The sequence below is a fragment of the Ignavibacteria bacterium genome (genome assembly GCA_036262055.1).
GTDB lineage: Bacteria > Bacteroidota > Ignavibacteria > Tepidaquicellales > Tepidaquicellaceae > DATAJP01.
In genome coordinates, this window is record DATAJP010000003.1 from 450,334 (window position 1) to 477,330 (window position 26,997).

At 36.3% G+C, this 26,997-nt stretch carries 22 protein-coding genes; 17 read left to right on the forward strand and 5 right to left on the reverse strand.

The features are described 5' to 3' along the window. Positions 1 to 113 precede the first annotated feature (113 nt). The 13 genes from purL (at position 114) to VHP32_09240 (ending at position 18,730) form a co-directional block, all read left to right on the forward strand. Entirely contained in the window at positions 114 to 2,360 is a 2,247-nt protein-coding gene (gene purL / locus VHP32_09180) for a phosphoribosylformylglycinamidine synthase subunit PurL (protein HEX2788064.1), read from the forward strand. Continuing rightward, positions 2,357 to 3,022 (forward strand): hypothetical protein, encoded by a 666-nt coding sequence (locus VHP32_09185; protein HEX2788065.1) that lies wholly within the window; start codon positions 2,357 to 2,359, stop codon positions 3,020 to 3,022. Before purL ends, VHP32_09185 begins: the two co-directional genes overlap by 4 nt. Then, positions 3,022 to 3,840: an ABC transporter permease gene (locus VHP32_09190; GenBank protein ID HEX2788066.1), complete on the forward strand. Its 819-nt coding sequence runs from the start codon at positions 3,022 to 3,024 to the stop codon at positions 3,838 to 3,840. Before VHP32_09185 ends, VHP32_09190 begins: the two co-directional genes overlap by 1 nt. 3 nt (positions 3,841 to 3,843) lie before the next feature. Beyond that, positions 3,844 to 4,656, forward strand: coding sequence for an ABC transporter ATP-binding protein (locus tag VHP32_09195; GenBank protein ID HEX2788067.1), 813 nt, complete (start codon positions 3,844 to 3,846; stop codon positions 4,654 to 4,656). A gap of 24 nt (positions 4,657 to 4,680) precedes the next feature. Then, complete coding sequence (locus VHP32_09200) at positions 4,681 to 5,751, forward strand: MlaD family protein (GenBank protein ID HEX2788068.1); 1,071 nt, start codon at positions 4,681 to 4,683, stop codon at positions 5,749 to 5,751. Positions 5,752 to 5,761: 10 nt separating this feature from the next. Further along, entirely contained in the window at positions 5,762 to 6,382 is a 621-nt protein-coding gene (locus VHP32_09205; GenBank protein HEX2788069.1) for a hypothetical protein, read from the forward strand. Between the two features lie 84 nt (positions 6,383 to 6,466). Continuing rightward, positions 6,467 to 6,709: an acyl carrier protein gene (locus tag VHP32_09210; GenBank protein HEX2788070.1), complete on the forward strand. Its 243-nt coding sequence runs from the start codon at positions 6,467 to 6,469 to the stop codon at positions 6,707 to 6,709. A gap of 13 nt (positions 6,710 to 6,722) precedes the next feature. Then, positions 6,723 to 8,012, forward strand: coding sequence for a beta-ketoacyl-ACP synthase II (gene fabF, locus VHP32_09215; protein ID HEX2788071.1), 1,290 nt, complete (start codon positions 6,723 to 6,725; stop codon positions 8,010 to 8,012). A gap of 27 nt (positions 8,013 to 8,039) precedes the next feature. Next, on the forward strand, positions 8,040 to 8,882 hold the full coding sequence (gene rnc / locus VHP32_09220) for a ribonuclease III (GenBank protein ID HEX2788072.1): 843 nt from the start codon (positions 8,040 to 8,042) through the stop codon (positions 8,880 to 8,882). Between the two features lie 237 nt (positions 8,883 to 9,119). After that, positions 9,120 to 13,184, forward strand: coding sequence for a type IX secretion system sortase PorU (gene porU, locus VHP32_09225; GenBank protein ID HEX2788073.1), 4,065 nt, complete (start codon positions 9,120 to 9,122; stop codon positions 13,182 to 13,184). A 93-nt stretch (positions 13,185 to 13,277) separates the two neighbouring features. Beyond that, entirely contained in the window at positions 13,278 to 14,336 is a 1,059-nt protein-coding gene (gene porV, locus VHP32_09230; protein ID HEX2788074.1) for a type IX secretion system outer membrane channel protein PorV, read from the forward strand. 147 nt (positions 14,337 to 14,483) lie between these two features. Beyond that, on the forward strand, positions 14,484 to 17,516 hold the full coding sequence (locus VHP32_09235) for a T9SS type A sorting domain-containing protein (GenBank protein HEX2788075.1): 3,033 nt from the start codon (positions 14,484 to 14,486) through the stop codon (positions 17,514 to 17,516). A gap of 113 nt (positions 17,517 to 17,629) precedes the next feature. Next, positions 17,630 to 18,730, forward strand: coding sequence for a glycosyltransferase (locus tag VHP32_09240; GenBank protein ID HEX2788076.1), 1,101 nt, complete (start codon positions 17,630 to 17,632; stop codon positions 18,728 to 18,730). 3 nt (positions 18,731 to 18,733) lie between these two features. On the opposite strand, the gene VHP32_09245 is transcribed toward VHP32_09240, so the two are convergent. The 5 genes from VHP32_09245 to VHP32_09265 form a co-directional block, all read right to left on the reverse strand. Next, a complete protein-coding gene (locus tag VHP32_09245; GenBank protein HEX2788077.1) occupies positions 18,734 to 19,354 on the reverse strand; it encodes a hypothetical protein in 621 nt (206 codons plus the stop codon). A 10-nt stretch (positions 19,355 to 19,364) separates the two neighbouring features. Further along, a complete protein-coding gene (locus VHP32_09250; protein HEX2788078.1) occupies positions 19,365 to 20,216 on the reverse strand; it encodes a DUF2520 domain-containing protein in 852 nt (283 codons plus the stop codon). Continuing rightward, positions 20,217 to 20,666, reverse strand: a complete 450-nt coding sequence (gene dtd / locus VHP32_09255; protein ID HEX2788079.1) for a D-aminoacyl-tRNA deacylase — start codon at positions 20,664 to 20,666, stop codon at positions 20,217 to 20,219. Next, positions 20,666 to 21,556: a peptide chain release factor N(5)-glutamine methyltransferase gene (gene prmC / locus VHP32_09260; GenBank protein HEX2788080.1), complete on the reverse strand. Its 891-nt coding sequence runs from the start codon at positions 21,554 to 21,556 to the stop codon at positions 20,666 to 20,668. The genes dtd and prmC overlap by 1 nt, the downstream gene beginning before the upstream one ends. Before the next feature lie 87 nt (positions 21,557 to 21,643). Continuing rightward, positions 21,644 to 23,305 (reverse strand): amidohydrolase, encoded by a 1,662-nt coding sequence (locus VHP32_09265; protein ID HEX2788081.1) that lies wholly within the window; start codon positions 23,303 to 23,305, stop codon positions 21,644 to 21,646. Positions 23,306 to 23,488: 183 nt separating this feature from the next. Between VHP32_09265 and VHP32_09270 the strand changes: the two genes are divergently transcribed. From VHP32_09270 to ettA, 4 genes are all read left to right on the forward strand, one after another. Continuing rightward, positions 23,489 to 23,962 (forward strand): MerR family transcriptional regulator, encoded by a 474-nt coding sequence (locus VHP32_09270; protein ID HEX2788082.1) that lies wholly within the window; start codon positions 23,489 to 23,491, stop codon positions 23,960 to 23,962. 88 nt (positions 23,963 to 24,050) lie between these two features. Continuing rightward, positions 24,051 to 24,662 (forward strand): GNAT family protein, encoded by a 612-nt coding sequence (locus VHP32_09275; GenBank protein HEX2788083.1) that lies wholly within the window; start codon positions 24,051 to 24,053, stop codon positions 24,660 to 24,662. A gap of 233 nt (positions 24,663 to 24,895) precedes the next feature. Further along, positions 24,896 to 25,225, forward strand: a complete 330-nt coding sequence (locus tag VHP32_09280; GenBank protein HEX2788084.1) for a hypothetical protein — start codon at positions 24,896 to 24,898, stop codon at positions 25,223 to 25,225. A gap of 96 nt (positions 25,226 to 25,321) precedes the next feature. Beyond that, positions 25,322 to 26,995: an energy-dependent translational throttle protein EttA gene (gene ettA, locus VHP32_09285; GenBank protein ID HEX2788085.1), complete on the forward strand. Its 1,674-nt coding sequence runs from the start codon at positions 25,322 to 25,324 to the stop codon at positions 26,993 to 26,995. Positions 26,996 to 26,997: the final 2 nt, after the last annotated feature.

Sequence of the window (26,997 nt, forward strand, 5' to 3'; positions counted from 1 at the left end):
CCTTCAGGGTTCGCAAACGAAAGCTTTCTACCGCAGGAGTCTCTTGCTAAAGGACTCCTGCGAAATAAAACGTTGGAGTCCCTAAAGGAGACTCCAACGGGAAATAATTAAATATGGAAGTAAACTTAGAAGTTGCAAAAGAATTAGGTCTCTTAGAATCCGAGTATAACAAAATCCTTGAAATACTCGGAAGAACTCCGACATATACCGAACTGGGAATTTTCTCGGTTATGTGGAGCGAACATTGCTCATATAAAAACTCAATCGCAGAATTAAAAAAACTCCCCCGCTCAGGCGGACGTTTGCTTGTTTCAGCAGGTGAGGAAAACGCAGGACTCATCGACATCGGTGACGGACTTGCAGTTGCATTTAAAATTGAGTCTCACAATCACCCTTCGGCAGTCGAGCCGTTTCAGGGCGCTGCAACAGGCGTCGGCGGTATTCTCCGCGATATTTTCACTATGGGCGCAAGACCAATTGCAGCTTTGAACTCGCTTCGTTTCGGCAACATCACTCCAAAACCCGATAACGATAAAGAAAAAATTGAGCGTTCAAAATTTTTATTGAAACATGTCGTCGAAGGCATCGGACATTACGGCAACTGCTTCGGTGTCCCGACCGTCAGCGGCGAAGTTTATTTCGAAGACTGTTATCAGGATAATCCCCTCGTCAATGCAATGGCAGTCGGTATCGTTAAGAATAACGAAACAGCTACTGCAAAAGCATCGGGAGTCGGTAATCCTGTTTTCATAGTCGGCTCATCGACAGGTAAAGACGGAATTCACGGAGCAACTTTTGCGTCTGAAGAAATCTCCGAAGAATCGGAATCAAAACGCCCGAACGTTCAGGTCGGTGACCCTTTTACTGAAAAACTTCTGCTCGAAGCAACTCTTGAAATTATAAAAGAAGGTATCGTTGTCGGCATTCAGGATATGGGTGCTGCGGGAATCACCTGCTCTACTTCAGAAATGTCCGCAAAAGGTGAATGCGGAATGAGAATAAATCTGGATTATGTTCCACTGCGCGACAAAAACATGAGCGCATATGAAATTATGCTTTCGGAATCTCAGGAAAGGATGCTTGTCGTAATTCAAAAAGGCAAAGAAGAAAAAGCAAAAGAAATTTTTGCAAAATGGGATTTAAACTGTGTTCAAATCGGCGAGATAATCGAAAAACCCGTTGTTGAAGTCTATTATCAGGATAAGCTTATGGCTGAAGTTCCTGCCGAACCTTTGGTTCTTGGCGGCGGTGCGCCTGTTTATATCCGTGAGAAAAAAGAACCTGAATATTTCAAGACAACTCGTGCATTAGATGCAAATAAATTATCCGAACCGAAAAACTTAAATGAAGTTTTAATAAAGCTTCTTTCTTCACCGAGCATTACAAATAAAAAATGGATTTATAATCAATACGATACTCAGGTTCGTACTAATACAGTCATTCTTCCCGGCTGTGATGCGTCGGTCATTCGCTTAAAAGGAACAAACAAAGCTCTTGCGATGAAAGTAGATTGCAACAGCAAATATGTTTATCTCAATCCTTACAAAGGCGGAATGATTGCAGTTTCCGAATGCGTTCGCAACGTTGTTTGCACAGGAGGGACACCTCTGGGTATAACGAATTGTCTCAACTTTGGCAATCCATATAATCCTGAAGTGTATTATCAATTCTCTGAAGCGCTTCGCGGTATGGGGGACGCCTGTAAAAAATATGATACTCCTGTTACAGGTGGTAACGTTAGTTTTTATAATCAGTCGCGTGAGTATGCTGTCTTCCCTACCCCGACAATCGGAGTAATCGGATTAATCGAAGACGTTTCCAAAACCACTTCAAGCTTTTTTAAAAATGAAAATGATGTTATTATTCTCATCGGCAAACAAAATTCAAATGAAATCGGCGGTTCGGAATATTTAAATCAGATTCATAATCTTGTTCAGGGAGATACACCTGACCTTGATTTAAATTACGAACATAACTTGCATCAGACCGTTCTGAAATTAATTGATAATAAATTAATTAATTCCGCTCATGATGTTTCTGATGGCGGTATTGCTACCGCTCTTGCAGAATGCTGCGTTATGAATACCGACAAAATGCTTGGGTGCGAAGTAAATCTGCCTTATAAACATAGAAAAGACTTCGAGTTATTCGGTGAAACCCAGAGCAGAATAATTGTCTCAGCTTCTGAGAATAATTTGGAAAAAATAAAGCAAATTTGTGAAACTAATTCCATAGATTTCAATGTTATCGGTAAAGTCAGAGGGGAAAAACTCAAAATCAATAATGACATTGAATTAAATTTGAATGATATTTATAATGCTTATTATAATTCGTTACATTCAATATTGGAAACAACTTGAGCAATAAGATACTAATTGCTTTACTTTTTATTTTATTAATTCACAATACGTCATACTCTCAATATTTAGATTCATCTGAGTATAATGTCCCATCTTATTCATTAAAAGATTTTACATCCTCAAAATTTCTAAAACCCGGAAATACTGAAATAAACCCTGCTCTACCCGCTGCTATATGGCTGTGGTCGGCAATTTATTTCTTTAATCCGATTGTTACTTTCCAAAACGGCGGAGCGAACGTCGGGCTTACAAAAGAGATTTCTCTCGGATTCGGTTATTTTGGTGAATACAGAATCGGTGCCGAATACTCTTTAATCTTCAAAGGAAACCAAAAAAACCAGCTTCGTCTTTCGGCTAAATATGATTATCTCTTAAAGGACAGCATTCAGCCGTCAAATATGCTTCAAGGAACAACTGTTCTTTCGCTTGGAGGAGGTTACTTTACTGATTTTACTGATAGCGGAATTTTCCCCGAAGCATCTTTCGGTTATTCGATACGCAATGATAAATTTCTTTTTTATCCTCATATAAAAGCGCGTTATACATTTGTTAATCATGGCAGCGGAACTAATTTTTTTGATTTATCCGCAGGTATTATTATCGGCTTTGCAAATCCGTTCATAGATTTAAAAATAAGAAGAAACGACCCTAACTTTAACTGATGACTGACAATAATAATAGCAACGACGTTAAGTTATTCGGAAATTTTACGATTGCCCTGCCCGGTTCCATCGTAGGTTTTTTTGGAAAGTTAGGCAATCTCTTTTCATTTGCTGCCGCATATTTCAAACAGGTTATTGTTCCAAAATATGAAATCAAAGAGACCTTTATACAATTTTATGCAATTGGGTATAAGTCCTTTGGATTAGTGGGAATTACTGGCTTTATTATAGGATTAACTTTAACCCTTCAATCCATACCGACTTTAACAATGTTTGGAGCTCAGTCTCTTGTACCCTCTATGGTAGCGGTTGCCATATTTCGTGAGATTGGTCCCGTTATTACAGCTCTTATATTTGCGGGAAAAATCGGATCAGGCATCGGGGCAGAACTTGGCTCAATGAAGGTCACAGAACAAATTGACGCAATGGAAGTATCCGGAACAGACCCATTCAAATATCTTGTTGTTACACGAGTCACCGCTGCAACTTTAATGCTTCCACTCCTTATATTTTATGCTGATGCATTGGCTTTATTCGGTGGCTATCTTTCATTTAATTTGAGCGAAGACGTTACTATACGCGGGTATTTGATTTCAACGTTTCAAAATATCGGCTTTGATGATATTCTGCCTGCAACTATAAAATCATTTTTCTTTGGGTTTTCAATCGGAGTAGTCGGATGTTTTGAGGGATATAATGCAGACAGAGGCACCGAGTCTGTTGGAATTGCAGCTAATACTGCTGTTGTCATTTCCTCTTTGTGTGTAATCATTATCGATATGCTTGCAGTACAAATCACAAGCTTGCTTGGTATATAATGTATGGCTGACATAAAAGATACAAATAATAAAAATACAAACGGTAATACCGCAAATAACGGAAATACTAACACATCTTCAAAATCAGGCGGAGACGTCATTAAGATTACCGGTTTGAAAAAAGCATTTGGTTCAAACGTTGTTATTGATAATATGAACCTTACAGTTAAAAAAGGTGAGACACTTGTTATTCTCGGACGTTCAGGAACGGGAAAATCAGTTGTCTTAAAATGCATTGTCCGTTTGATTAAACCTGACGAAGGCACAATTGAAGTTGATGGACAAAATGTTGATAATCTAAACGGTGATGATTTACAAAAGTTCAGAAAAGAAGTGGGATTTTTATTTCAAAGTGGAGCATTGTATGACTCAATGACTGTTCGTGAAAATCTTATGTTCCCTGTTATCAGGCAGAGTGATTATGATGGAAGCAACGTTGAGCCTAAGGTCGAAGAAGAATTAAAAAACGTCGGGCTTTCACAGGCAATTGACAAAATGCCTTCCGAGCTTTCAGGGGGTATGCAGAAAAGAATCGGTCTTGCAAGAACATTAATGCTTGACCCCAAAATTATTTTATATGACGAGCCGACAACGGGACTTGATACTTATACATCAAAAGAAATCAGCGAGCTTATTATGGATATGAAAAAGAAATTTGGTGTAACTTCAGTAGTTGTTACTCATGATATGAACTGTGCTAAATTAATTTCAGACAGGATTGTGGTTCTCAAAGACGGACGTTTCGTTGCCCAGGGAAGCTTCGATGAACTATCAAAATCTGATGACGAATTTATTAAGAGTTTTTTTACATATTAAAGATTTATATTAAGGATATTTTTTATGGATAAGTCAAAAAAAGTAAAGCTGGGATTTTTCTTAGGAGTAGGTTTGCTCCTGTTTATTATTACCATGTTTTATCTGGGTAATAAGGAAAATATTTTTACCCCGACAGTAACGCTTAACTCCATTTTTACGGATGTAAGCGGACTGACCGCAGGAAATAATGTAACATATTCCGGTATTAATATAGGAACTGTCCAGAGTATAGATATTCAAGGTATCAATAAAGTAAGAGTTATAATGACCGTTCAGAAAAGTGTTCTTAAATACATTAAAAAAGATTCGCAGGTAACTATAAACTCAACAAGTCTTGTGGGAAGCAAAGCCGTATCTATTTCATCTGGTTCAGACACAGCTAAAACTGCTGAAGATGGAGATTATCTCCCTTCAAATTTGCCTATAGACATCGGACAGATAATGAACAACCTGTATAACTCAACAAAACAGGCGGATTCGATAGCGCAGGAGTTAACTACAATCGTGGCAAAGGTTAATTCAGGCGAAGGAACACTCGGGCAATTAATTAATAATAAGAGCTTATATAATAGTGTTGACTCGGCATTCAATACTTTTAGCAGTTACACCGATCAAATTAATGCCGTTGTATTTAAGCTTTCCGGCATGATTGACAAAGTGTCTTACCAGATTAATGATTTTACTGTAGAAGTTAATAAAATCACAAGAGACATTGCCGCTATTACACAAAAAATGAATTCTAACCAATCCGTCATAGGCACAATATTGACCGACACAAATTTTGCCAACAATATAAAAGATATTATAAGACAGTCGGACGAAGCTGTAAGAAACTTTGAGCGCGGCGCATTCAGTTTCCAGCAGAACATGGAAGCTTTGAAACATAATTTCCTCTTCAAAGGATATTTTGAAGATATGGGATATTGGGATAAAACAGAATTTGAAAAACAAGTTCAGCAAAAACAAAAAGAATTTGACCAGCGTCAGCAATACTTAGACCAGCAGCAGGCAATAATCGAGGGATTGCAGAAAAAACTTCAGGAGCTTGAAAAACGTTTAGATGAAGAAATTCAGAAAAACAGTCAGCAGAAATAATTTTATTTAAATGAAAAGATATTCGGTAATATTATCATTACCAATAATTTCATTAATCTTTTTATATGGTTGCTCAGGTGCGAGAACTGATGAGACATACACAGAAGAAACAACTAAAGAAGCCGAAGAAAAAATTGATACACCTGAAGAAGTATCCTCTACGGAGGCAGAGTTAATTTTTTCGACTGCTTTCGAAGAACAAAAAAACCCGATGTATGCAAAAAATGCCGACACGATTTTTCTTTACTGGTTAAACAATAGAATCCTCGAACTCGGTTATCAATCCCGATGTAATATTTTCGCTTTGAATACTTTACACAAAGCAGGTTTCAAATGCCCTGATGTAAATACTTTAACGCGTGATTTGATGGACACAACAAGATTTAACGATATATTCACATATATAAGAGTAGATACTATTGCCCAGATAAAAAAAGGTGACCTGCTTGTCTGGAATGGTCACGTGATAATCTTCGAAAAGCTTGTTAAAAGCCGTGAAAAATATTTTGCTCAGGCAATCTGGGCAGGAACATCACAAGATGACGACGGAAAAATGATTATGAACAACGTGATTTATGGGAAGTACCCTCTTGAAGGATATTATATCATCAGACGGCCTGTAAAGAAATAAAAAATCATCCAAATACATAACTTTCAAAAGTTTAATATTATTACTATTTTTACACAAATTAATTTCTAAATAAGGAGAAAAATAATGACTCAAGACGAAATCAAAGACAAAGTCACAAAAGCAATCGTCGATAAATTAAATGTAGAAGAATCAAAAATTACCCCCGAAGCTTCGTTTATAAACGATTTGGGAGCAGATTCACTTGATACCGTTGAGTTAGTTATGAAGTTCGAAGAAGAATTTGATATTAAAATTCCTGATGAAGATGCTGAAAAAATTCAGACCGTAGGTAATGCAATTAGTTATATTCAAGAAAAAGTAAAATAAGTAAAATTTTTAAATGCGCAGAAGAGTTGTTGTAACAGGTATAGGTGCGGTAACGCCAATCGGGCTAACCGTTGAGGAATTCTGGACTAATCTAATCGCAGGAAAGAGCGGTGTTGATTACATCACGGATTATGAGCGTTATTTTAATCCTGAGAATTTCAAAACAAAGTTCGCCGCTCAACTGAAGGGATTTGACCCGTTGAATTTTATGGACAGGAAACTCTCACAGAGAGTTGATCCCTTCACACAGTATGCCCTTGCAGCAACAGATATGGCGCTTAAAGATTCAGAATTGAATCTTGATAAAATCGACCGCGACCGTGCGGGTGTTGTTTACGGTTCGGGAATCGGCGGAATGACAACATACGAAAAAGAACAGAACAAATTATTTTTCCGTCTGCCTCAGCCAACACCTGACGATAAAGCACCGCAAAACCCCGATAGAGTTAGTCCGTTTTTTATTCCTATGCTTATTGCGGATATTGCAGCGGGAAGAATCTCTATGCAATATAAGCTCAAAGGTCCTAACTATGCTACGATTTCCGCCTGCACAACTTCAGCGCACTCTATTATAGACTCTGTTATGATTATTCAGCGGGGTCTTGCAGACATTATGGTAACCGGAGGTTCAGAAGCAGTCATTACTCCGATGGGAGTCGGCGGATTCAATGCTATGCATGCGCTTTCAACCAGAAATGATGACCCTAAAAAAGCATCACGTCCTTTTGAGAAAAACCGTGATGGGTTTGTTATGGGTGAAGGCGGCGCAACGTTAATACTCGAAGAACTCGAACACGCAAAAGCAAGAGGAGCGAAAATTTATGCTGAAATTACCGGAATCGGAATGACCGGTGACGCTCATCACATAACCGAACCTGCACCACACGGTGAAGGAGTTGTAAAAGCAATTAAATACGCAATACAAGATTCGGGAATGACAATAAACGACATCGATGTAATCAACGCACACGGAACATCAACTCCTGCAAATGATAAAAACGAAACAGCAGCAATCAAAATTGTATTCGGTGAAAAAGCTTATGACATCCCTGTTCACTCTATTAAATCAATGATAGGTCATTTGCTCGGTGCAGCAGGTGCAATTGAAGCAATTGCATCGATTTTGACTATTCGTGACGGAATAATTCCACCAACGATAAATTATGAAGAAAAAGACCCCGAGTGTGATTTATTTTACGTACCTAATGTAGCATTGAAAAAAGAAGTTAACACTGTTTTATCTGACAATTCAGGTTTTGGGGGACATAACACGGCAATTGTATTTAAAAAATTTGGAGAATAATACATCCCTTTTCTGCCACAGTAATAAATGTTTAAAACTTTAAAGAATCTTACCCGCATTATTCCTTTCCTGAAACGGAGAAAGAAGGAAGAGGATTTACCTGATATTATCCCTTCACGCCTTATCAGGAAAATCGATTTCGAAAAATTCCAGAATGCAATTCATTATAAGATTCTGAATCGTGAATTTTTTGTTACCGCGCTTACACACCGTTCATTTATAAAAGTCCGTAAAGATACTTTAAAGCCCGGTCTCGTTTCTAATGAACGTCTTGAGTTTTTAGGCGATGCAGTTCTTGACCTTGTAGTTGCTGAATATTTATACAAAAACTTCCCTCACAATGAAGAAGGCGACCTTACAAAATTCCGTTCTATACTTGTTAACAAAAGATTCCTTGCAGAACGTGCTAAAGTTTTGAAGCTTAATGAATTCATTCTCGCATCATACACTGCTTTAAAATCAATCGAAGAAGGATATGATGCAATACTTGCCGATGCTTATGAAGCTGTTATCGGCGCAATATTTCTTGACTCAGGTTATACTGCCGCCAAAGAATTTATTAATGAAGAAATTTTCGTCAAACTTGACGTTAAATGGCTCGACCAGTTTGATGAAAATCATAAAAGCAAATTCCTTGAATATGCGCAGGCGCATACTGATTTTATTCCCGAATACAATGTGATCAAGCAGGAAGGACCGGAACATAATAAACTATTCACCGTTGAAGTTTATCTGAACAATCGAAGTTTGGGTATAGGCAAAGGAAAATCAAAGAAACAAGCTGAACAGGAAGCGGCAAAAAACGCTTTACAGAACCTCGACGTGATTGAAAAGATGGGCTTGAAAAAACATTCGAAAAAGCAATTTTGAATGGCATAAAATTTGTTTAAGTATTGACTATTTAGAAACTTACTAATATCTTTGTAAGGCAAAAATTAAAAGAAAGGAAAGTATAGCACAAAACGCGACTTTTTTGTAATTAAAGAAACTTTTTAATGAAAATAATAGTAAGCCATTTATCGAAGTTCAATCTGAACTTTAATAAATGGTTTTTTATTTAATAATGATAATCTTTATAGGACACTAACTACAGGTTAAATTACACATATGAAAATCAATAAAATCGTTTTAATTTTATCATTTTTTGTTGTAGTAAATCTTAATGCGCAGGATAAAAATCAGCTCAGCAAGACACAGGAATCCCCTGTCCAAAAAACTGACGATTATGTTCCTGATTTCAAAGTTATATCTTCAAACAACTCTTATATTGAGTTGGAATTTACACCGCAATACATCGACCGGTTCAATTTCAAGTATTCCAGAAATTATGGCGAGCAGACAGGAAAGCCTGATGTTCAATTCAAAACACTTCCGGTTTTTTTACCGTCTCCCAAAGACAACCGGATTGAAATAATTGATTATAAATATGAGGATGTTCAGAATGTGGACATTAATCCCGTTCCCACAATTAAAAGAGGAAAAGAGGAAGATGATTGGAAGTTTGATTATATAAAGGACCCGAAAGCTTATGGTGAAAATTCTTTTTATCCTAAGAATGCAGCCGATTTCAAATTTGGCGGTATAATGCGGAATAAATATGTCGGAAGTATTTTCTTAAATCCCGTACTTTATAATCCTGTTACAAAGACAGCAAGAAAATATACTTATCTAAGAGTCCGCGTGGTCTTTTCTGGAAGCCCTCTTTATACAAAAAGAATTCAGGATGCTGAAGAACTCGGCTTGATGCAGTTTGCAGCATTAAATTTTGACGTTGCAAAAAACTGGTCAACAAGAGAAGAACTTCAGCAAACAGATGCAGGAATTGAAAACAGCATTTTTGCGTCGGGCGACTTCTACAGAATTGAAGTAAAACAAACGGGCATATACAAAATCGATAAAGCATTTTTGCAAAATGCGGGAATAAACGTTGCGAACATAAACCCAAAGACATTTAAAATATACGGCAACGGCGGTCATATATTGCCTTATAATAATTCTGATCCTGTTGCGCTTGACCCTGTTGAAAATGCAATTTTTGTTGCAGGTGAGAATGACGGACAATTTAACGACGACGATTACATTTTATTTTATGGAAAAAGTCAGAGTGACTGGAGCTATGATGATGTTAACAAACAGCATTATCATTATATAAACCCTTACTCTGCTTCGAATTATTATTTCATTTCCTTTGGCGGTGCTGACGGAAAAAGAATGGAAACAGTTGCTTCCCCTAATGTTCCGGGTGCAGCTCAGCTTACACAGTTCTGGGACAGATTTTTCGAAAATCCGGATGTAAATAATCTTGGTGCTACAGGCACAGTTTGGGTAAGTCAGAGAATCGACAACGGCAACGGAATGTCGTTTAACAAAGAACTGCGCGGATATGTCCAGAATAGTGATATAAATCTCAGAATGATGTTTGGAAACGCATCAATACCACCGGCAACCTTTGAATTGAAAGATGAAAACTCGAGCTATTATAATCTTATCGGTATTCCGGGAATTTGGGATGAATTCTCTCACATAAATTTTATTTACCCTGCTCTGAATGTTTTTTATAATCTTGGCTCAAACACAAGCACAAGGTTAAGATTATCACTCCCCTCGTCACATAACTCCAATACTGTTGCGGGGTATCTCGACTATTATGAAATTCATTATCCGAGAATGATGTCAGCTGATAATAATTTTTTAAGATTTAACTCTCCCGACACCAATGCAATGATGGAGTTCAGAGTCTCAAGCTTTAACAGTTCCGAGGTAAAAGTTTTTGATGTAACCGTTCCTTATAATACTGCCTTAATAAACCCTGTGAGTTTCAATCAGGGAACAGTAGTATTTCAAAAAAATATTCAGCTGGGAACACCTTCCGAGTTTTATACAATCGGTAATAATTATCTTACTCCGGGCGCAATTTCTGCTAAACTGAATAATCAGAATCTTAAAGGATTTTCAGAAGGTGCATCATTCATTATATTGTCCCCCACTGAATTTTTAAGCGCGGCAAACACTTTAAAAGCTTATCGTGAAACTCCCGGTCCGAATTATATTAAAACTCATGTTGTTGACATAAACCAAATCTATAATGAATTCTCGGCAGGACTTCAGGACCCGGTTGCAATAAGAAATTATATTAAGTATGCTTATAACAATTGGAATATTAAGCCGGTGCATATTCTGTTTTTCGCTGATGGAAGTTATGACTTCAGAAATTTATATAATCTGAACACAAAGAACTATCTTCCTCCGTTTCAGTTAGACCGTCTTGACCAAAATGAAATTTTCAGTTATTGCAGTGACGACTTCAGCGTGGAGATAAATGAAAACTATCCTTACCCTAACAGCGCTACTGTTCCTGATTTTTCGTGGGGAAGATTATGTGTTAACTCTCTGCAGGAAGCAAACGATGTGGTTTCAAAAATAATTTGCTATGAAAATCCGGCAAACTATGGAATATGGAAAAAGAAAATTATGTATGTTGCAGATGACGGATGGACAACAACATATACAAATGGTGAAGAAGGTGCTTTGCATACTTCACAATGCGAGATTGTTGCTGAGCAATGCACACCTCCGGATTTTGAAAAAGATAAAGTATATTTAGTTAATTATCCGGCTATATATACACCTCAGGGAAGAAGAAAACCGGGTGTGAACGAGGCAATTATAAAAGGCTGGAACGAAGGACGTCTTGTTATTAATTATGTAGGACATGGAAGCACGGACTTATGGGCGCACGAACAGGTTTTTGACAGGCAGGTCAGTATTCCGCAATTAAACAACGGATGTAAACTGCCTTTTGTAACAATTGCAAGCTGTGACCTTGCAAGATATGATGACCCGTTTTTTATAAGTGCGGCTGAACAGCTTGTGAATAAACCTAATGGCGGCGCAATAGGTGTTATTGCTGCTGTCAGACCTGTATATTCAGGACCGAATGCCGCGTTCAATGAAGAGCTGTGGAGAAATTTTATGTTCAAAAAAGATACTCTTAATCTTCCTATAAGAATCGGCAGCGCAGTCTATAATACTAAAAATGTCCCCGGACTTTCAGGCGATAATACATTAAAATTTACTTTAATAAGTGACCCGACTTTAAGAGTTGCAATTCCTCAATACTTCACGAGAATTGACAGCATTAATAACGTTCCGGGAACCGAAACTGCGCAGATAAAAGCATTGCAGAAAGTCAGCATATACGGAAGCGTTTTGAGAACCGATTCAACTTTCTGGGATAACTACAACGGCAACATAAACATGAAAGTCTTTGACGTTGACAGGTTTGTTACAGTATTTGATTTTGGAATTCCATTCAACTTCCGTCTTGACGGTGGAACAATCTTTAACGGAAACGCAAGCGTAACAAACGGAAAGTGGAAAATTGAGTTTGTTGTTCCGAGAGACATTTCTTATGATACAGGTCACGGAAAAATCATCACATATTTTAATAACTCCGGAACTGACGGTTCGGGATATACAAATAAATTTTTCCTTAACGGAATCGATTCTAATGCCGCAGTTGATACTGTAGGTCCAAGAATTACTCTTTATATGGACAGCAGAAATTTCCGTTCTGGTGATATGCTAAACCAGAATACAAAAATCATTGCTGATTTCTTTGATGAAAACGGAATGAACCTTACGGGAACAATTGGTCATAAAATAGAAGCAGTTATAAATAATAACGAAAATAATAAGATTGACTTAACCCAGTTTTATAATTCGACAACAAATTATCAGAACGGAACGCTCGAATATGCCCTCAATAATCTGGCTGATGGTAATTATAGCATAAAATTAAGGGCTTTTGATACATATAATAATGTTGGCGAAACACAGGTGGATTTCACGGTTACAAGCAATAAACAGCTAACTATTGAAAACATATATAATTACCCGAACCCGATGAAAGATATGACAAACTTCCTATTTCAGCATAATTTTGACGTTCCGTTGAATGTGGATATCCGTATATATACCGTAAGCGGAAGACTAATAAAAGAATTGAATAAAGAGAATATAAGCGATAAATTTGTTCAGATAGAATGGGATGGAAAGGATGCCGATGGGGATGCAATTGCCAACGGAACATATATATATCGCCTTGTAGTCAAATCATCTGATGGTAACTTTAATGCAAATTCAACAGGTAAATTAGCTGTATTAAAATAATAATAGATTTTTTTTAAAATAACGGAGGACTAAATTTTGTTTTTAAGACACTCAAAAATTAAGAACTTATGCATAATTCTTGTTATGGGTTTTATGTTGCTAAGTGAATCAAAAGTTTTTGCCCAATCAACGAACGCCGTTACTACAGGTGTTCCGTTCCTTCTTATAGGACCTAACTCAAGAATGGCCGGTATGGGTGAAACTGGAACTGCAATTGCTGATGATGCAACTGCTATGCACTGGAACCCTTCAGGTTTGGCTTATCAAACCGTAGGAACAGAAATCAGCTTTACACACTCGCCTTGGCTTGCAGGTTTGAATATCGGTGACCTTTTTTATGACTATGTCGCCGCAAGAAAATATATTCCAAGCATAAACGGAACAGTCGGCGCAAGCTTGACATATCTTAACATCGGTGAAATCATTTATACGGATGAAACCGGAAGAACAGATGAAACAAGAAACTATAAAGCATATGAGCTTGCATTTGCTGTTGCGTATGCAACAAAGCTCAGCAAAGACTGGGGCGTTGGCGTAACAACCCGTCTCATTTACAGCCGTTTGTCTCCTGAAATTACAGTAGGTAACGAAAGAGGAACTGGAACTGCTTTCACAACCAGCTTTGACCTTGCAGGTCTGTGGAGACCTACTTCAGGTTCAAAAATCATTGCTAACAAGCTTTCAGTCGGTATGAATTTATCAAATCTTGGTCCCAAAATTTCATACGTAGATGCGGCTCAGGCAGACCCTCTTCCGACTCAGCTGAGAGTTGGATTAGGTTATCTTTTATTTGAAAACGAAGGAAACAGCTTAACTCTGACAGTTGATTTCGCAAAGCTTCTTGTAAAAAGAGATACAACAGGTCAGTCAGATCCTTTTTATGAAGCAATTTTCACTTCATGGAGCGGTGATGTCTTAAAATCAATACAAACCTCTATCGGTGCTGAATACTGGTATGGAAATCCGAAACTTATTGCGTTAAGAGCAGGATACTTTTATGAAGATCCTTCATACGGTAACAGAAAGTTCATAACCTTAGGTGCAGGTATAAGATATAGCTTATATGGATTTGACTTCAGTTATATAAACGCTCTCGAGGAAAATCATCCTCTTGCAAATACGCTTAGGTTCGGTTTATCCGTAAGTTTCTAAGCTTTAATTAAATTTTCACAGCGTCATCCCTGTCAAACGGGATGACGTTTTTTATATTAATACCCATATCAAAATTATTCCCCCTTTGGAGGGGGTTAGGGGGAGGACACCTCTCTCCATTTTTTCCTGAACAGAACAATCTATTTAATGAAAAACAGAATTCTTTTTTTAATAGCGCTCATAACAATAATCCCCTCTTTATTATTTTCACAGAATAAATTCAACGGAAACTACAAGCTTTCTCATCCGTTAAAGTTCGGAGCTGAAAATACTTTTAACTCAAATGCTTTCAAGAGAGGAAATGATTCGATTAAAGTTGTTGCAATCCTTGTTCAGTTTCAGGAAGATAATTCGGGTTTGACTTCAGGCAACGGAAGATTTGATTTATCCAATAAATACTTAAATCCATCTACAGGACGTGATACGGTAATCGATGCTCCTCCTTATGACAGCGCATACTTTGTCGACCACTTAGAGTTTTTGCAAAATTATTTTACTAAATCCTCCAAAGGTCAGTTAAATATTTCTTATGATTTATACGGAAGAGTTATTACTCTCCCTAAAAAAATGGAAGAATACTCCCCTCGTGACGGTGAGCCGCTTAATAAGCTCGGCGGATTGTTTACTGATGCATGGGCAGCAGCAGACAGTTTCATAAATTTCTCTCAGTATAATCCTTCAAATACTATGTTCATAGTATTTCATGCCGGAGTTGGTAGAGATGTCGATTTAAAATCAATTCTTGGTTTTGACCCGACGCCTTTCGATATTCCATCCGTTTACCTCGGATTAAAAAATCTCAGAGAATTTTTCGGAACAACATATAACGGTTTTCAGACACAGGATGGTTTTTTTATTCAAAACTCGGCTATCATGCCTTCAACCGAGCTTCGTGAGCTTGATTTAATCAGCGGTAATTTTCTGCTTGAGCTCGGCATAAACGGTTTAATATGCGCAAATGTCGGAAGTTTTCTCGGTTTGCCTGACCTGTTTAATACTTCAAACGGAAAAACTGCAATCGGAAGATTCGGGCTTATGGATGGGCAGTCAATTTTCAGTTACAGCGGTATTTTTCCTCCTGAACCGTCTGCATGGGAAAAATATTATCTCGGATGGGTTGAACCAATCCCAATTTCTTACGGTGAGTTTAATTACAAAGTTAAAACTTCATCAACAGGCACGTTCTCCGATTCCACGATGTATAAAGTTTTGATTAACAGCAGCGAGTATTTCTTAGTCGAAAACAGAAACCGTGATGCATTAAATCTCGGACAAACTGTTTATACACGAAACCGCGCTTTCAATGATTCAACAAGATATACTCAGGATGTTGAAGGATTTGTTTATTATGACATTTCAAAAATCAATGGTAACGTTACCGATGTTACTACTCTCGACTGGAGCTTGCCGGGATTAATAAACGATACAGCTTATTACAAAGGTGGAATTTTAATCTGGCATATCGATGAAAACGTTATAAACGCTAATCTTGCTAATAACACCGTTAATAATAACATAAATCACCGCGGAGTTGACCTTGAAGAAGCAAAAGGCGCACAGCTTATCGGTGTCACTTTTAACACTCCTTTTGGTGAAGTAACCGGTGACGGTTCATATTATGATTTTTGGTATCGAGGCGAACACGGCGTTCCATCAACGATTTATAAAAATGAATTCACTCCGACTTCATTCCCGAGTTCATTAAGCTACTCACTTGCAAACAACAACATAAACATTTATAACTTCGACACGATTCTTCCTGTGATGACTTTCACAGTCCGCATCGGCGGAAATACAGTAAAGCCAATAGCAAACTTCCCGAAATTCTTGGGAATTGATACAACGGGAAATTCGCAGCCAATAGCTTTCAATTTTATTGGAAATAATTCCGATGAAATTTTTGTCAATAATAATTATAGAACTTATGGCTTTAATTCTATCGGTAATAGCCTAACTGCTTCTGCTGATGGATTAATTGACACATCAGGGAAATATATTCCCGCATTAATGACAAATCCAAATAATTCAAAACTTCTGATTGCAATAGGCAAATATTCTTTTAATTCTAACAACTCTATCAATTATATTGATACTAATTTTGTTAAACAATTTATAACAGGAAGTGTGTTAGCCTTAACTTCTGTGCCACTTATTTCAGATACCTCACTTTATACAGCATCGAATAAAATTATTTGGAAGTTTTCACCAAATCAGTCTTCACAAATCTCATTTGCTGATACGACTGTTATTCAGTTTACTAAACTTCAAACTTCCGATGTTGAATATATTACTATTAAACACAAGTATATAACTTCTGGAATTTTTCGTTCAGCTCCTGTTGAAAGAACGCTCATAACAACTCTTGATAATAAATTAATTCTTAACGGAACACAGTTAAATTTAAATTACAACATTCAGAATATTCAGCAGCCACCTATTTTTGTTCCTGTAAGCAAGAACTCAGACCAGAGCATTGTTTTCGTTGCTGATAATAAAGTTTATGCGTTAAACGACAAAGGGGTTATGCTTGATAACTTCCCTGTCCAGCTTACATCTAATGTTACATCGGGAATATCAGTTGCTGACTTAAACAGCGATAATATTTATGATTTAATTTTTGTAACCGGAGAAGGAAACTTAATGGCTTATGGAATGGATGGAAAAATCGTTGATGGATTCCCTGTACTGGTTGGAGAAAATACAACTTCAACACCAGCAATCGGTAACTTCAATGACTCTATCGGAATAATAGTAATGGGCAGTGATGGGTATTTATACGGTTTCAAAACTTCTTATGCTTATAATACGGCAAATGTCTTATGGAAAAACTACCTCAAGAACTCTTCATTATCAAATTCGCAGTCAAATATTGCTTCCCAGTCATCATTCGCAACAAAGCTTCCTGCTGACCGTGTTTATAACTGGCCAAATCCTGTTTATGACAACAAAACTTATATCAGATATTATTTAAACGGAAACGCAACTTCCGTAACAATCAAAGTTATGGATTTATCAGGAGAGCTCATCACAGAGCTTCCGGGAACGAAATTCCCTAACCTCGATAACGAAGTCGCATGGGACGTAAGCAGTGTTCAGAGCGGTGTTTATTACGGCGTTGTTGAAGCGGAAATAGACGGAACAAAAGAATCACGCATTATAAAAATAGCAATTGTTAAATAAAATGCTGTGTCATCCTGAACGAAGTGAAGGATCCCATTCTTTTTATTAAATAAAATTTTTTTGCATTTCAAATTCAAAGTGAATTATCGTAATTGATAGTTCACTTTTCATTTATGACAGAATTTTTCCTAATTGCGGCTGTTCTATATCTGTTAATTCATCTTTATATTTTTTCAGGATTATTAAAATCTTTTAATCTTAAAAAAACTAAAGACCTGCCTGCATTTGTTTCCGTTATCGTTGCAGCAAGAAATGAAAAAGATAATATCGTTCAATGCATCAATAGCTTAAAAGAGCTGACTTATCACAAAGGAAAGTTTGAAATCATTTTGGTTAATGATAAATCAACCGATGACACGAAAAATCTGATGCTTGATCATACAAAAGGATTACCGCAGTTTGTCGTGATTGACTCACGTTCAACCGAATCAACCAACCTTAAAGGCAAAGCAAACGCAATCGATACGGCAATTGAAATCTCGAAGGGAGAAATAATTATGACTTCCGATGCCGATTGCATTATTTCGAAAAATTGGATTACTGAAACTGTGTCTTATTATGATGATAAAACAGGAATGGTCTGCGGTTTTACAAATATCAAATCCGATAAATCCTTATTTGAAAAAGTTCAGGCAATAGACTGGGTTTATCTGCTTTCACTTGCATCAGGAAGCTCGGGAATAAATCAGACTCTAAGCTGCATAGGAAATAATTTATCATTCAGAAAGTCCGCTTATGATGATGTCGGCGGCTACAACGGTATTGATTTTTCAATTACGGAAGATTTTGCATTAATGCGCGCAATCCATAAGCTGAAAAAATATAAAATAAAATATCCTGTAAACCCTGAGAGTGTTGTGTGGACTGAAGGTTGTTCCGATTTCAAAACTTTATACAAACAAAAGAAAAGGTGGTTTAAAGGAGGACTCAAAATAAATCTGCTTGGCTACTGCATGGGTTTTGAGTTGTATTCGATGAATCTTGCGCTCTTCTTCGGATGGATTTTTCTGCCTTTGCCGGTTTATCTTTTTGTTATTCTCATAAAATTCATTTCTGAATTATTGCTGATTATCCCCGTTATGAAAAGATTAAATTTGATTAAGCTTTTAGAGTATTACATATTTTTTGAAATATATTTTGCAGCGTATGGATTGCTTCTCCCGTTAACATTCATAACAGGACATAAAATAGAATGGAAGGACAGAAAGTTTTAATTTTTAAAATTTTATTATAGGAAAGTGAAATCTCAATCTGGTGTAAACCGTTGAGAAATCTTTTGCATGAGAATAGCCGACGTTTATATCAAAAATAAAAATTGTAAACCCTATACTTCCGCCAAAAGCAAGTATGTTTTCGGAAGCCGCAAGACCTACGTTAGTTGTATCAGGTAGAATAGTCCTCGATACATTCATCATTTTTGCCTCAAGCCCCAATATCGGTATAGTAAAATCAGTTTTCAGATACTTGCTCAAAATAATGTCAATGCTTCCGCCGAACGAGGTTACTTTTGTCTCGAATGAATTTAAAAAATACTGAGACTTAAACGCATCCTGACCGGGATACTTTGCATGTTCAAAAAATCCTCCGATGATAAATGGATATAATTTTGATGATGCAAACTCAAGCTTAACACCGAGCGTCAAAGCTTTTTCGGAATTATTACTCAATGCTTTTATCGGAAATGCAAACCCTATCATTGGAGATATAAACAGTCCTCCGGCATTCGGTATTGAGCTTGTTCTGTTTAACGGAGTGGAAGTGGTTGTATCCTGCGCGTTGGCATTTGCACCTATAAAACCGCCTAATAAAATAAGAAAAATAAAATACTTTAAATTCATTCTCATAAAATTATTTTGACAGGGCTTTTTTTTCTTTTGCAACTTGTGAGGTTAATTTTAACAACTCTGTATAATAATTATACAGCTCGGGTATTTTACTCCTGATTTCCGAAATATGTTCATTTATTATTTTTTTGTCACCCCTCACGACAGGTCCGGTAAGCGATAAAACCGCACCTTTTTTATCTATGTTTGAAATAGTCTCATTAACTATGCTCTTGAACACTCCGCTCGCCTTTGCATTATTAATCCCGATTTTTCTCAAAATTTTATCGAGTAAATAATATTGAGTTACAAGATAATTCGATGAAATCACACAAGCAATATGATAAATAGTTTTATATTTTTTATCAATTATTAAATAATTTGAATTTAAACTTTTAGTTATGTTTTTAAGCAGGCTAATTGCTTCGCTTCCTCCTTCAATTCCGAAATAAACCTCATCAAAAATTTTTTTGTTCTTAAAATCTATGCTGCTGAACGTCTGCACGGGGTGAAACGATGCTATTCGTTTTGAATTAACTGCACGTGATTTAAATATATCGGAAGTCAGAGAACCGCTTGTATGAATAAAATATTTATTTTTTAAATTTAACTTAAGACTCAAAATTCTCTTAAACACATTGGAAATATATCTATCCTGAACGCAGATTAAAATTACATCCGAATCATTAATAACATCTTTGGATATTTTATCCGTTACAAAAACTTTTTTGAAATCTTTTCTTATTATGTTGTTAACCTTTTCATCACGGTTAACAACATATTTAATTGAATACTTCCTTGAAACTAAATTCGTAATCAAATGCGAACCGAGTTTTCCCGCGCCAATAATACAAATATTCAGTTTCTTTGCATTCATCTATTCTTTTTCAAGAATTATTGTTACAGGACCATCATTAGTCAGATTAACTTTCATATCAGCGGCAAAAACTCCTGTTTTGATTTTATCAGAATCATAATTTTGCTTTAGTTCGTTCACAAAATATTCATACATCTCATTCGCAATTTGCGGCTCTTCAGCAAATGTAAAACTCGGTCTGTTGCCGCTTTTATTTTTATCTGTGCATAAAGTAAATTGTGAAATTACTAAAATCTCTCCCTGCACGTCTTTTACACTTAGATTCATTTTTCCGTTTTCATCTTCAAAAATTCTCAGGTCAAGAATCTTGTTTGCTAAGTGCTTTCCCGTTTCTTTTGTATCGCCTTTCTTAACTCCTAAAAGAACCATCAAACCTTTATTTATCTCACTGTAAATCTTGCCATCAATGACAACATTAGAGTTCAGAACTCTTTGTATAACCGCAATCATTAATTAACTACCTCAATCACACGATCTATACCGCTAAGGTCTTTATATATTTCATAGTCTTTAAATCCATATTGCTCAACTAAATTCTTAATTTTTCCCGATTGGTTATAAGCCATTTCACAAAAAACTTTAGCATCAGTATATCTCTCTTTTTTTAATCTGAAAATTTCCTTATAAAATTTTAACCCGTCACCAAAATCAGTAAGCGCAATTTTAGGTTCAAAATCACGAACTTCAACGTCTAATTCTTTAAATTCATCTTCGGAAATATAAGGCGGATTAGAAACTATGTAATCAAACCTCACGGAATCATTCTGAAACTCAAATAAATCACAAACCGAAAACTCAAGATTGTTGCTAATGTTATTCAACTCTTTATTTTTATTTGCAAGCTCAACGGCTTCTGTTGATTTATCGATTGAAATAATTTTATGACCTATGTTTTTCTTTGTCAATTCTCCTGACAACGCAATTGAAATACATCCCGAGCCTGCGCCTATTTCAAAAATATTCACAAATTGCTTGCTTGAATTAATAATGTCATTTAAAACTTTCTCAACTAAAATTTCAGTTTCCTGCCTGGGAATTAAAACATTTTTATTAACCTCAATTTCATAACCATAAAAATTAGTCTTTCCTAAAATATACTGAAGCGGTTCATTAGTCAATCTTCGTTTTAAAATCTGCTTAAACTGCGTTATCTCAGCCATGCTTAATGGTTTCTCAAAATCAAGATACAGCTTCATTCTGTCGCATTTCAAAACTTCACACAACATTAGCTCAACATTTAACCTCGCATCATTAATCCCCTTTTCTTTCAATAAATCAGCTGAGTAATTCAAAATATCCAATAACGAACTCAGCTTTTTCTTTTCTTTCGTCAAACTCATTTTCTATTAATAACACAAAATTACAAAAGCACAAAAAATAAAATTAGTTCTTTAAATTTTGTGATTTCGTGTTTTTGTGTTTGAATTTCAATTCCCTGATTGATAAACAACTTTTCCGTTTATAATTGTTTTTTCAACTTTTGCAGATAACAAATTCTTTGGATTGGCATATATATCATTTGAAATTACAACCATATCGGCAAATTTGTCTTTTTCAAGCGAACCCTTATACTCCTCCTGAAACGCCGAATACGCCGCCCATATTGTATATGCTCTTATAGCATCATCCAATGAAATTTTTTCATTCGGATTTGTGATGCTTGCCATCGTAGTATCTGTAAATTGTCTTGTTGTCAGGTAATACATATTTACAAACGGATTAATTTGCTGAAATGGAAAATCAGAGCCGATAGTCAGTTTCCCGGCAGCTTGCAGCAGACTATTCCACAGAGCCCACTGGGATAAGCTTCTATCCCCGACCTTCGGAGTAATAATTTCAAAGTCCAGCATTGCATTCTCAGGACGAACAGATGGAATTATGTTGTAATCTCTTATCCTATTAATCGAATTTTTATCGGCAAACTCAATGTGCTCAAACACTGTTCTGCTGTCAGTCAGTTTTATTTCGTTGTTTACTTTTTCGTATGCATTCAAACTTGCAACAACAGCATTGTCACCTACTGTTTTCACCCTGACCTGGAAATTCTTCGCTGCTGCTTTTTTTAATAAATCAACAATATCCGGTTCAACTGCATAAGGAACAATCCTGTGCGGTTCCGTTTTGTAATCATCAAGCATCGAGGCACTTTGCAGTCCGAACGCACCGTCATAATCAATGGAAACCGCTCTTACGGTCAGCTTGTCCTTATAATTCAGCTCAATTCCTTTTTGTAAATATTCATTAAAAGTATTATCACCTGATGAAAGCACCGCATACATTCGAATCGGAAATTTATCTTCATTTATTAACTGCTTTATTGCTTCGAGAGATGTTGAATTAACTGTTCTATCCTGAAGCTCTGTGATACCATATTTCACAAGTTCATTGACCCCTTTTATCATCGACTGCTTCATTTCATCATTCGAAAATTCAGGAATATTTTCTCTAACAAGATTTACAGCAGCATCAAATAGAAATCCGTTCAGTTCCCCATCTTCGTATCTTCCGATTTCACCATCCTTTGGATTAGGAGTATCTTTTGTAATCTTTAAAGTATTCAAAAGTTTGGAATTTACCCAAACTATCGAACCATCAAGATTAACTAAATAAATATTTTGTGTTGTTGAAATACTGTCCAAAACACTTTTATCCATTTTATTCAATTCAGCTTCAGGTAATATTAACTCATTCCAGAAAAATCCACCAACCCAGCTATCAGAAGGAAGATTTTTAACTCTTTCATTTACAAGTGCTGTAATTTCAGCAACTGATTTTGCAGTGGAAAGATTAATCAAACTCAAATTCTTCGAAAATTCCGCCAACGAGCCCTCACAATCAATAAAACCGGGTAAAACTACTTTTCCTCCCAAATCTACTATGTTTACAGATTCATATTTGCCTAAAATATCATTATTTGTACCAACCTCAAGTATTTTCCCATCTTTTATGGCAATTGCCTCCGCAATAGTGTTATTTGCGTCGTATGTATGTATCTTACCATTTTTATATATCACATCAGGCTCTTTACCGCAGGACTGCAAAAGCAAACAACCTAACAAAAGTATTAAAATTGCTCTCAATTTCATCATATTGTTGTGGTTTAATAACTTGATTAATCCTCAAAAATACATTTTTAATAAATAAAATTGTATGGTATTAAATATCTTTATTAATGCCCTACTTTATGTTCAGCAATATAACTACTTTAATCAAATAACATTTGTATTGCTATTTTTTAAGTTCTTATTTATTTTACAAAAAAATTTTTCGTTATGAAGAAGAATTTCGCAATGAAGAAATTGTATTATTCGATAAGTGAGGTCAGCAAAATCACAGACCTTGAACAATATGTTTTACGTTATTGGGAGACTGAATTTGACTGTCTGAAGCCTGCAAAAAACTTGGCAGGCAACAGGATATATACCAATAAAGATATAAAGTTAATTCTTTATATCAAAAAGCTTTTAAGGGACGAAAAATATACCATAGAAGGCGCTAAGAAGCTTCTGAAGAACTATAACTTCAAAGAAGATGAACCATCATACGGAAAAGAAGAGCAAAGACCTCGCGAAGAATCAAAGCCACAGATGAAAATTGTTCAGCATTATAATGAAGATGAGCTAAGCTTATTTGGCGAAGGTGCAGGCAGCAAGGAAATAAAAGCAGTCATAGATGAAAACCGCCAGCTTAAAAAAGACCTGCATGAGCTGAAATCTTTATTAGGCGATCTATTAGAAAATTTATAATATTTAACAAAACTTTTGTATTTTTGTGATTTTGTGTTAGCCATTCTTCCCGCTCCATTGCGGGATTTTTTTTTCTTACTCAACACTAATGCTCGAAAACAAAACAATCATAAAAAAAATTTTTTATACTCCTCTTGAATTTTCAAATAAGCTTGTAACAATGAAGCTTATAAGTCTCGACCATATTCAGGATTTACTTAAAGTTGCGCTTGAACCTGAAATCTGGAAATATACTCCGACAAAAGTATTCAATGAAGATGACATGGTTTATTATGTTTATAATGCCATGATGGAATACAAAGACGAGAAAGGCGCAGCGTTTGTAATCACCGATAATCAATCCGGAAAAATTGCGGGAAGCACACGCATCTCAAACATTTCTCTTCCCGACAAGCGTGCTGAAATCGGCTGGACGTGGCTCGGAAAAGATTTTCATGGTAAAGGTTTAAGCAAAGCATCTAAGTTTGAGCTATTAAGATTTTTGTTTGAAGAGCTGCAATTTCAGCGGGTTGAATTTAAAACCGACGTCCGCAACCTGAAAGCTCGCAAATCGCTCATCAGCACCGGAGCAAAAGAAGACGGTGTCCTCCGAAGCCATACATACCTCGGTGACAACTACTGGCGCGATTCAGTCTATTACTCCATTCTCTCAAAAGAATGGGAGGAAGCCAAACAAAATAATTTTAAAGAGTTTTTGTAAAAATAGTCGCACTGTGTTATCCTGAACGAAGTGAAGGATCCCCTTCCTTTTAACTAATGGGATTCCCGCTTTCGCGGGAATGACTTCGATTTTCCTTCCCCATTTTATTCTAACATTTTTAGAACAAATTTCTCTACAACCTCACTATTTTTGTAATATCAATCTTGAGATTATTTCTCTTGACATTAAAATAAAAATACCATAATTTTATATGGGTTTATAAAGAAGATAAAATGCAAAACCTTAAAAATAACACCAGACAACTAAATCTTCTCAAAAGAAGAAGCTTAATCGAATCATTTCTGACTGAAATTGCGTTTAATGCAAACGTTAAAGAGCTTCTTTATGGAATGAACAAAAGAAATGATTTTATAATCTCCTGCAACGGTAACAAGAAAACTTTTCCTTTTAATACCCCCGTTAATTTTATTAAAAGCGAAATCTATAATTGCATCCTTAACGACACTCCTAAAAGCGAATTTTATGCAAAATCCTTACCTGAGGAAAGCTTATTCAGTAATAGCGAATCACTAAATTCAAATTATTACAGAAAAGCAATATAAGACCTCTCATATTTTTATCCTCTTATTATTAAATTAAAAATGAGTAAAATATTAGCTATTTTGCAAATTAATTAATTTAATACATATATTTACATAATGGCAGATAATAAGATTATATTCTCGATGGTTGGCGTATCGAAAACGTTCCCTCCAAATAAGACAGTACTAAAAAACATTTACTTATCATTTTTCTACGGTGCAAAAATCGGCATCATAGGTCTCAACGGTTCAGGAAAATCAACACTTCTCAAAATAATCGCCGGAAAAGAGACTAACTTTCAGGGCGAAGTTCATTTTACAAAAGAATATTCAATCGGCTTGCTCGAGCAGGAACCGGATTTAGATGATACTAAAACTGTTCGCGAAATCGTCGAGGAAGGTGCAGGCGATGTTATTTCACTTCTCAAAGAATATGAGGAGGTAAATAACAAATTCGCCGAGCCGATGTCAGATGATGAAATGACAAAACTTATTGAACGACAGGGCGAGCTTACAGAGCTTATTGAAATGAAAGGCGGATGGGAAATCGATTCGAAGCTTGAGCGCGCAATGGATGCTCTCAGAACTCCCGAAGGTGATAAGTTAATTAAACATCTATCAGGAGGCGAACGCAGAAGAGTTGCTTTATGCAGATTGCTTTTGCAAGAACCGGATATTCTTCTACTCGATGAACCGACAAACCATCTTGATGCTGAATCGGTTGATTGGCTCGAACAGCACTTGAAGCAATACAAAGGAACAGTAATCGCGATTACTCACGATAGATATTTCTTAGATAATGTTGCTGGATGGATTCTTGAGCTCGACAGAGGCGAAGGAATTCCATGGGAAGGTAATTATTCTTCATGGCTTGAACAAAAGTCAAATCGTCTTGCAATGGAAGAAAAACAGGAGTCCAAACGAAAGAAAACTCTTGAACGCGAGCTTGACTGGGTGCGTATGTCTCCTAAAGCACGTCACGCAAAATCAAAAGCACGATTAAGTGCATATGATAAATTGCTCAATGAAGACACAAAGCAAAAAGAAGAAAAGCTTGAAATATTCATCCCGAATGGTCCGCGTCTCGGAAGCAAAGTAATTGAAGCTAACAATGTCTCCAAAGCATTTGATGATAAATTATTATTCGAGAATTTAAGCTTTTCGCTTCCTCCGAACGGAATTGTGGGAATCATCGGACCAAACGGCGCAGGTAAAACTACTCTTTTTAGAATGATTCTCGGAACCGAAAAAACCGACAGCGGAAATTTTGAGCTTGGCGATACGGTTCAGCTTAGCTATGTTGACCAGCAGCACGAGGAAATCGACCCTGAAAAAACCGTTTGGGAAGTTATATCAGGCGGTAACGAAGTAATTGAATTAGGCGGCAAGCAAATGAACTCACGCGCATATGTAGCGAGATTTAATTTCAGCGGCGCAGACCAGGGCAAAACCGTTGCAATGCTTTCGGGCGGTGAACGAAACCGCTTGCATCTTGCAATGACTTTGAAATCTCAGGCAAACGTTCTACTTCTTGATGAACCGACAAACGATATAGACGTGAACACTCTTCGCGCGCTTGAAGAAGGTCTCGAAAGCTTTGCCGGCTGCGCTGTTATCATTTCGCACGACAGATGGTTTCTCGATAGAGTTGCTACTCATATTCTTGCATTTGAAGGTGATTCACAAGTTTATTATTTTGAAGGCGGATATACCGAGTACGAGGAGAATAGGAAAAAACGTCTCGGGGATGATGTGCCGCATAGAATAAGATATAAAAAGCTTGTGGAATAAAT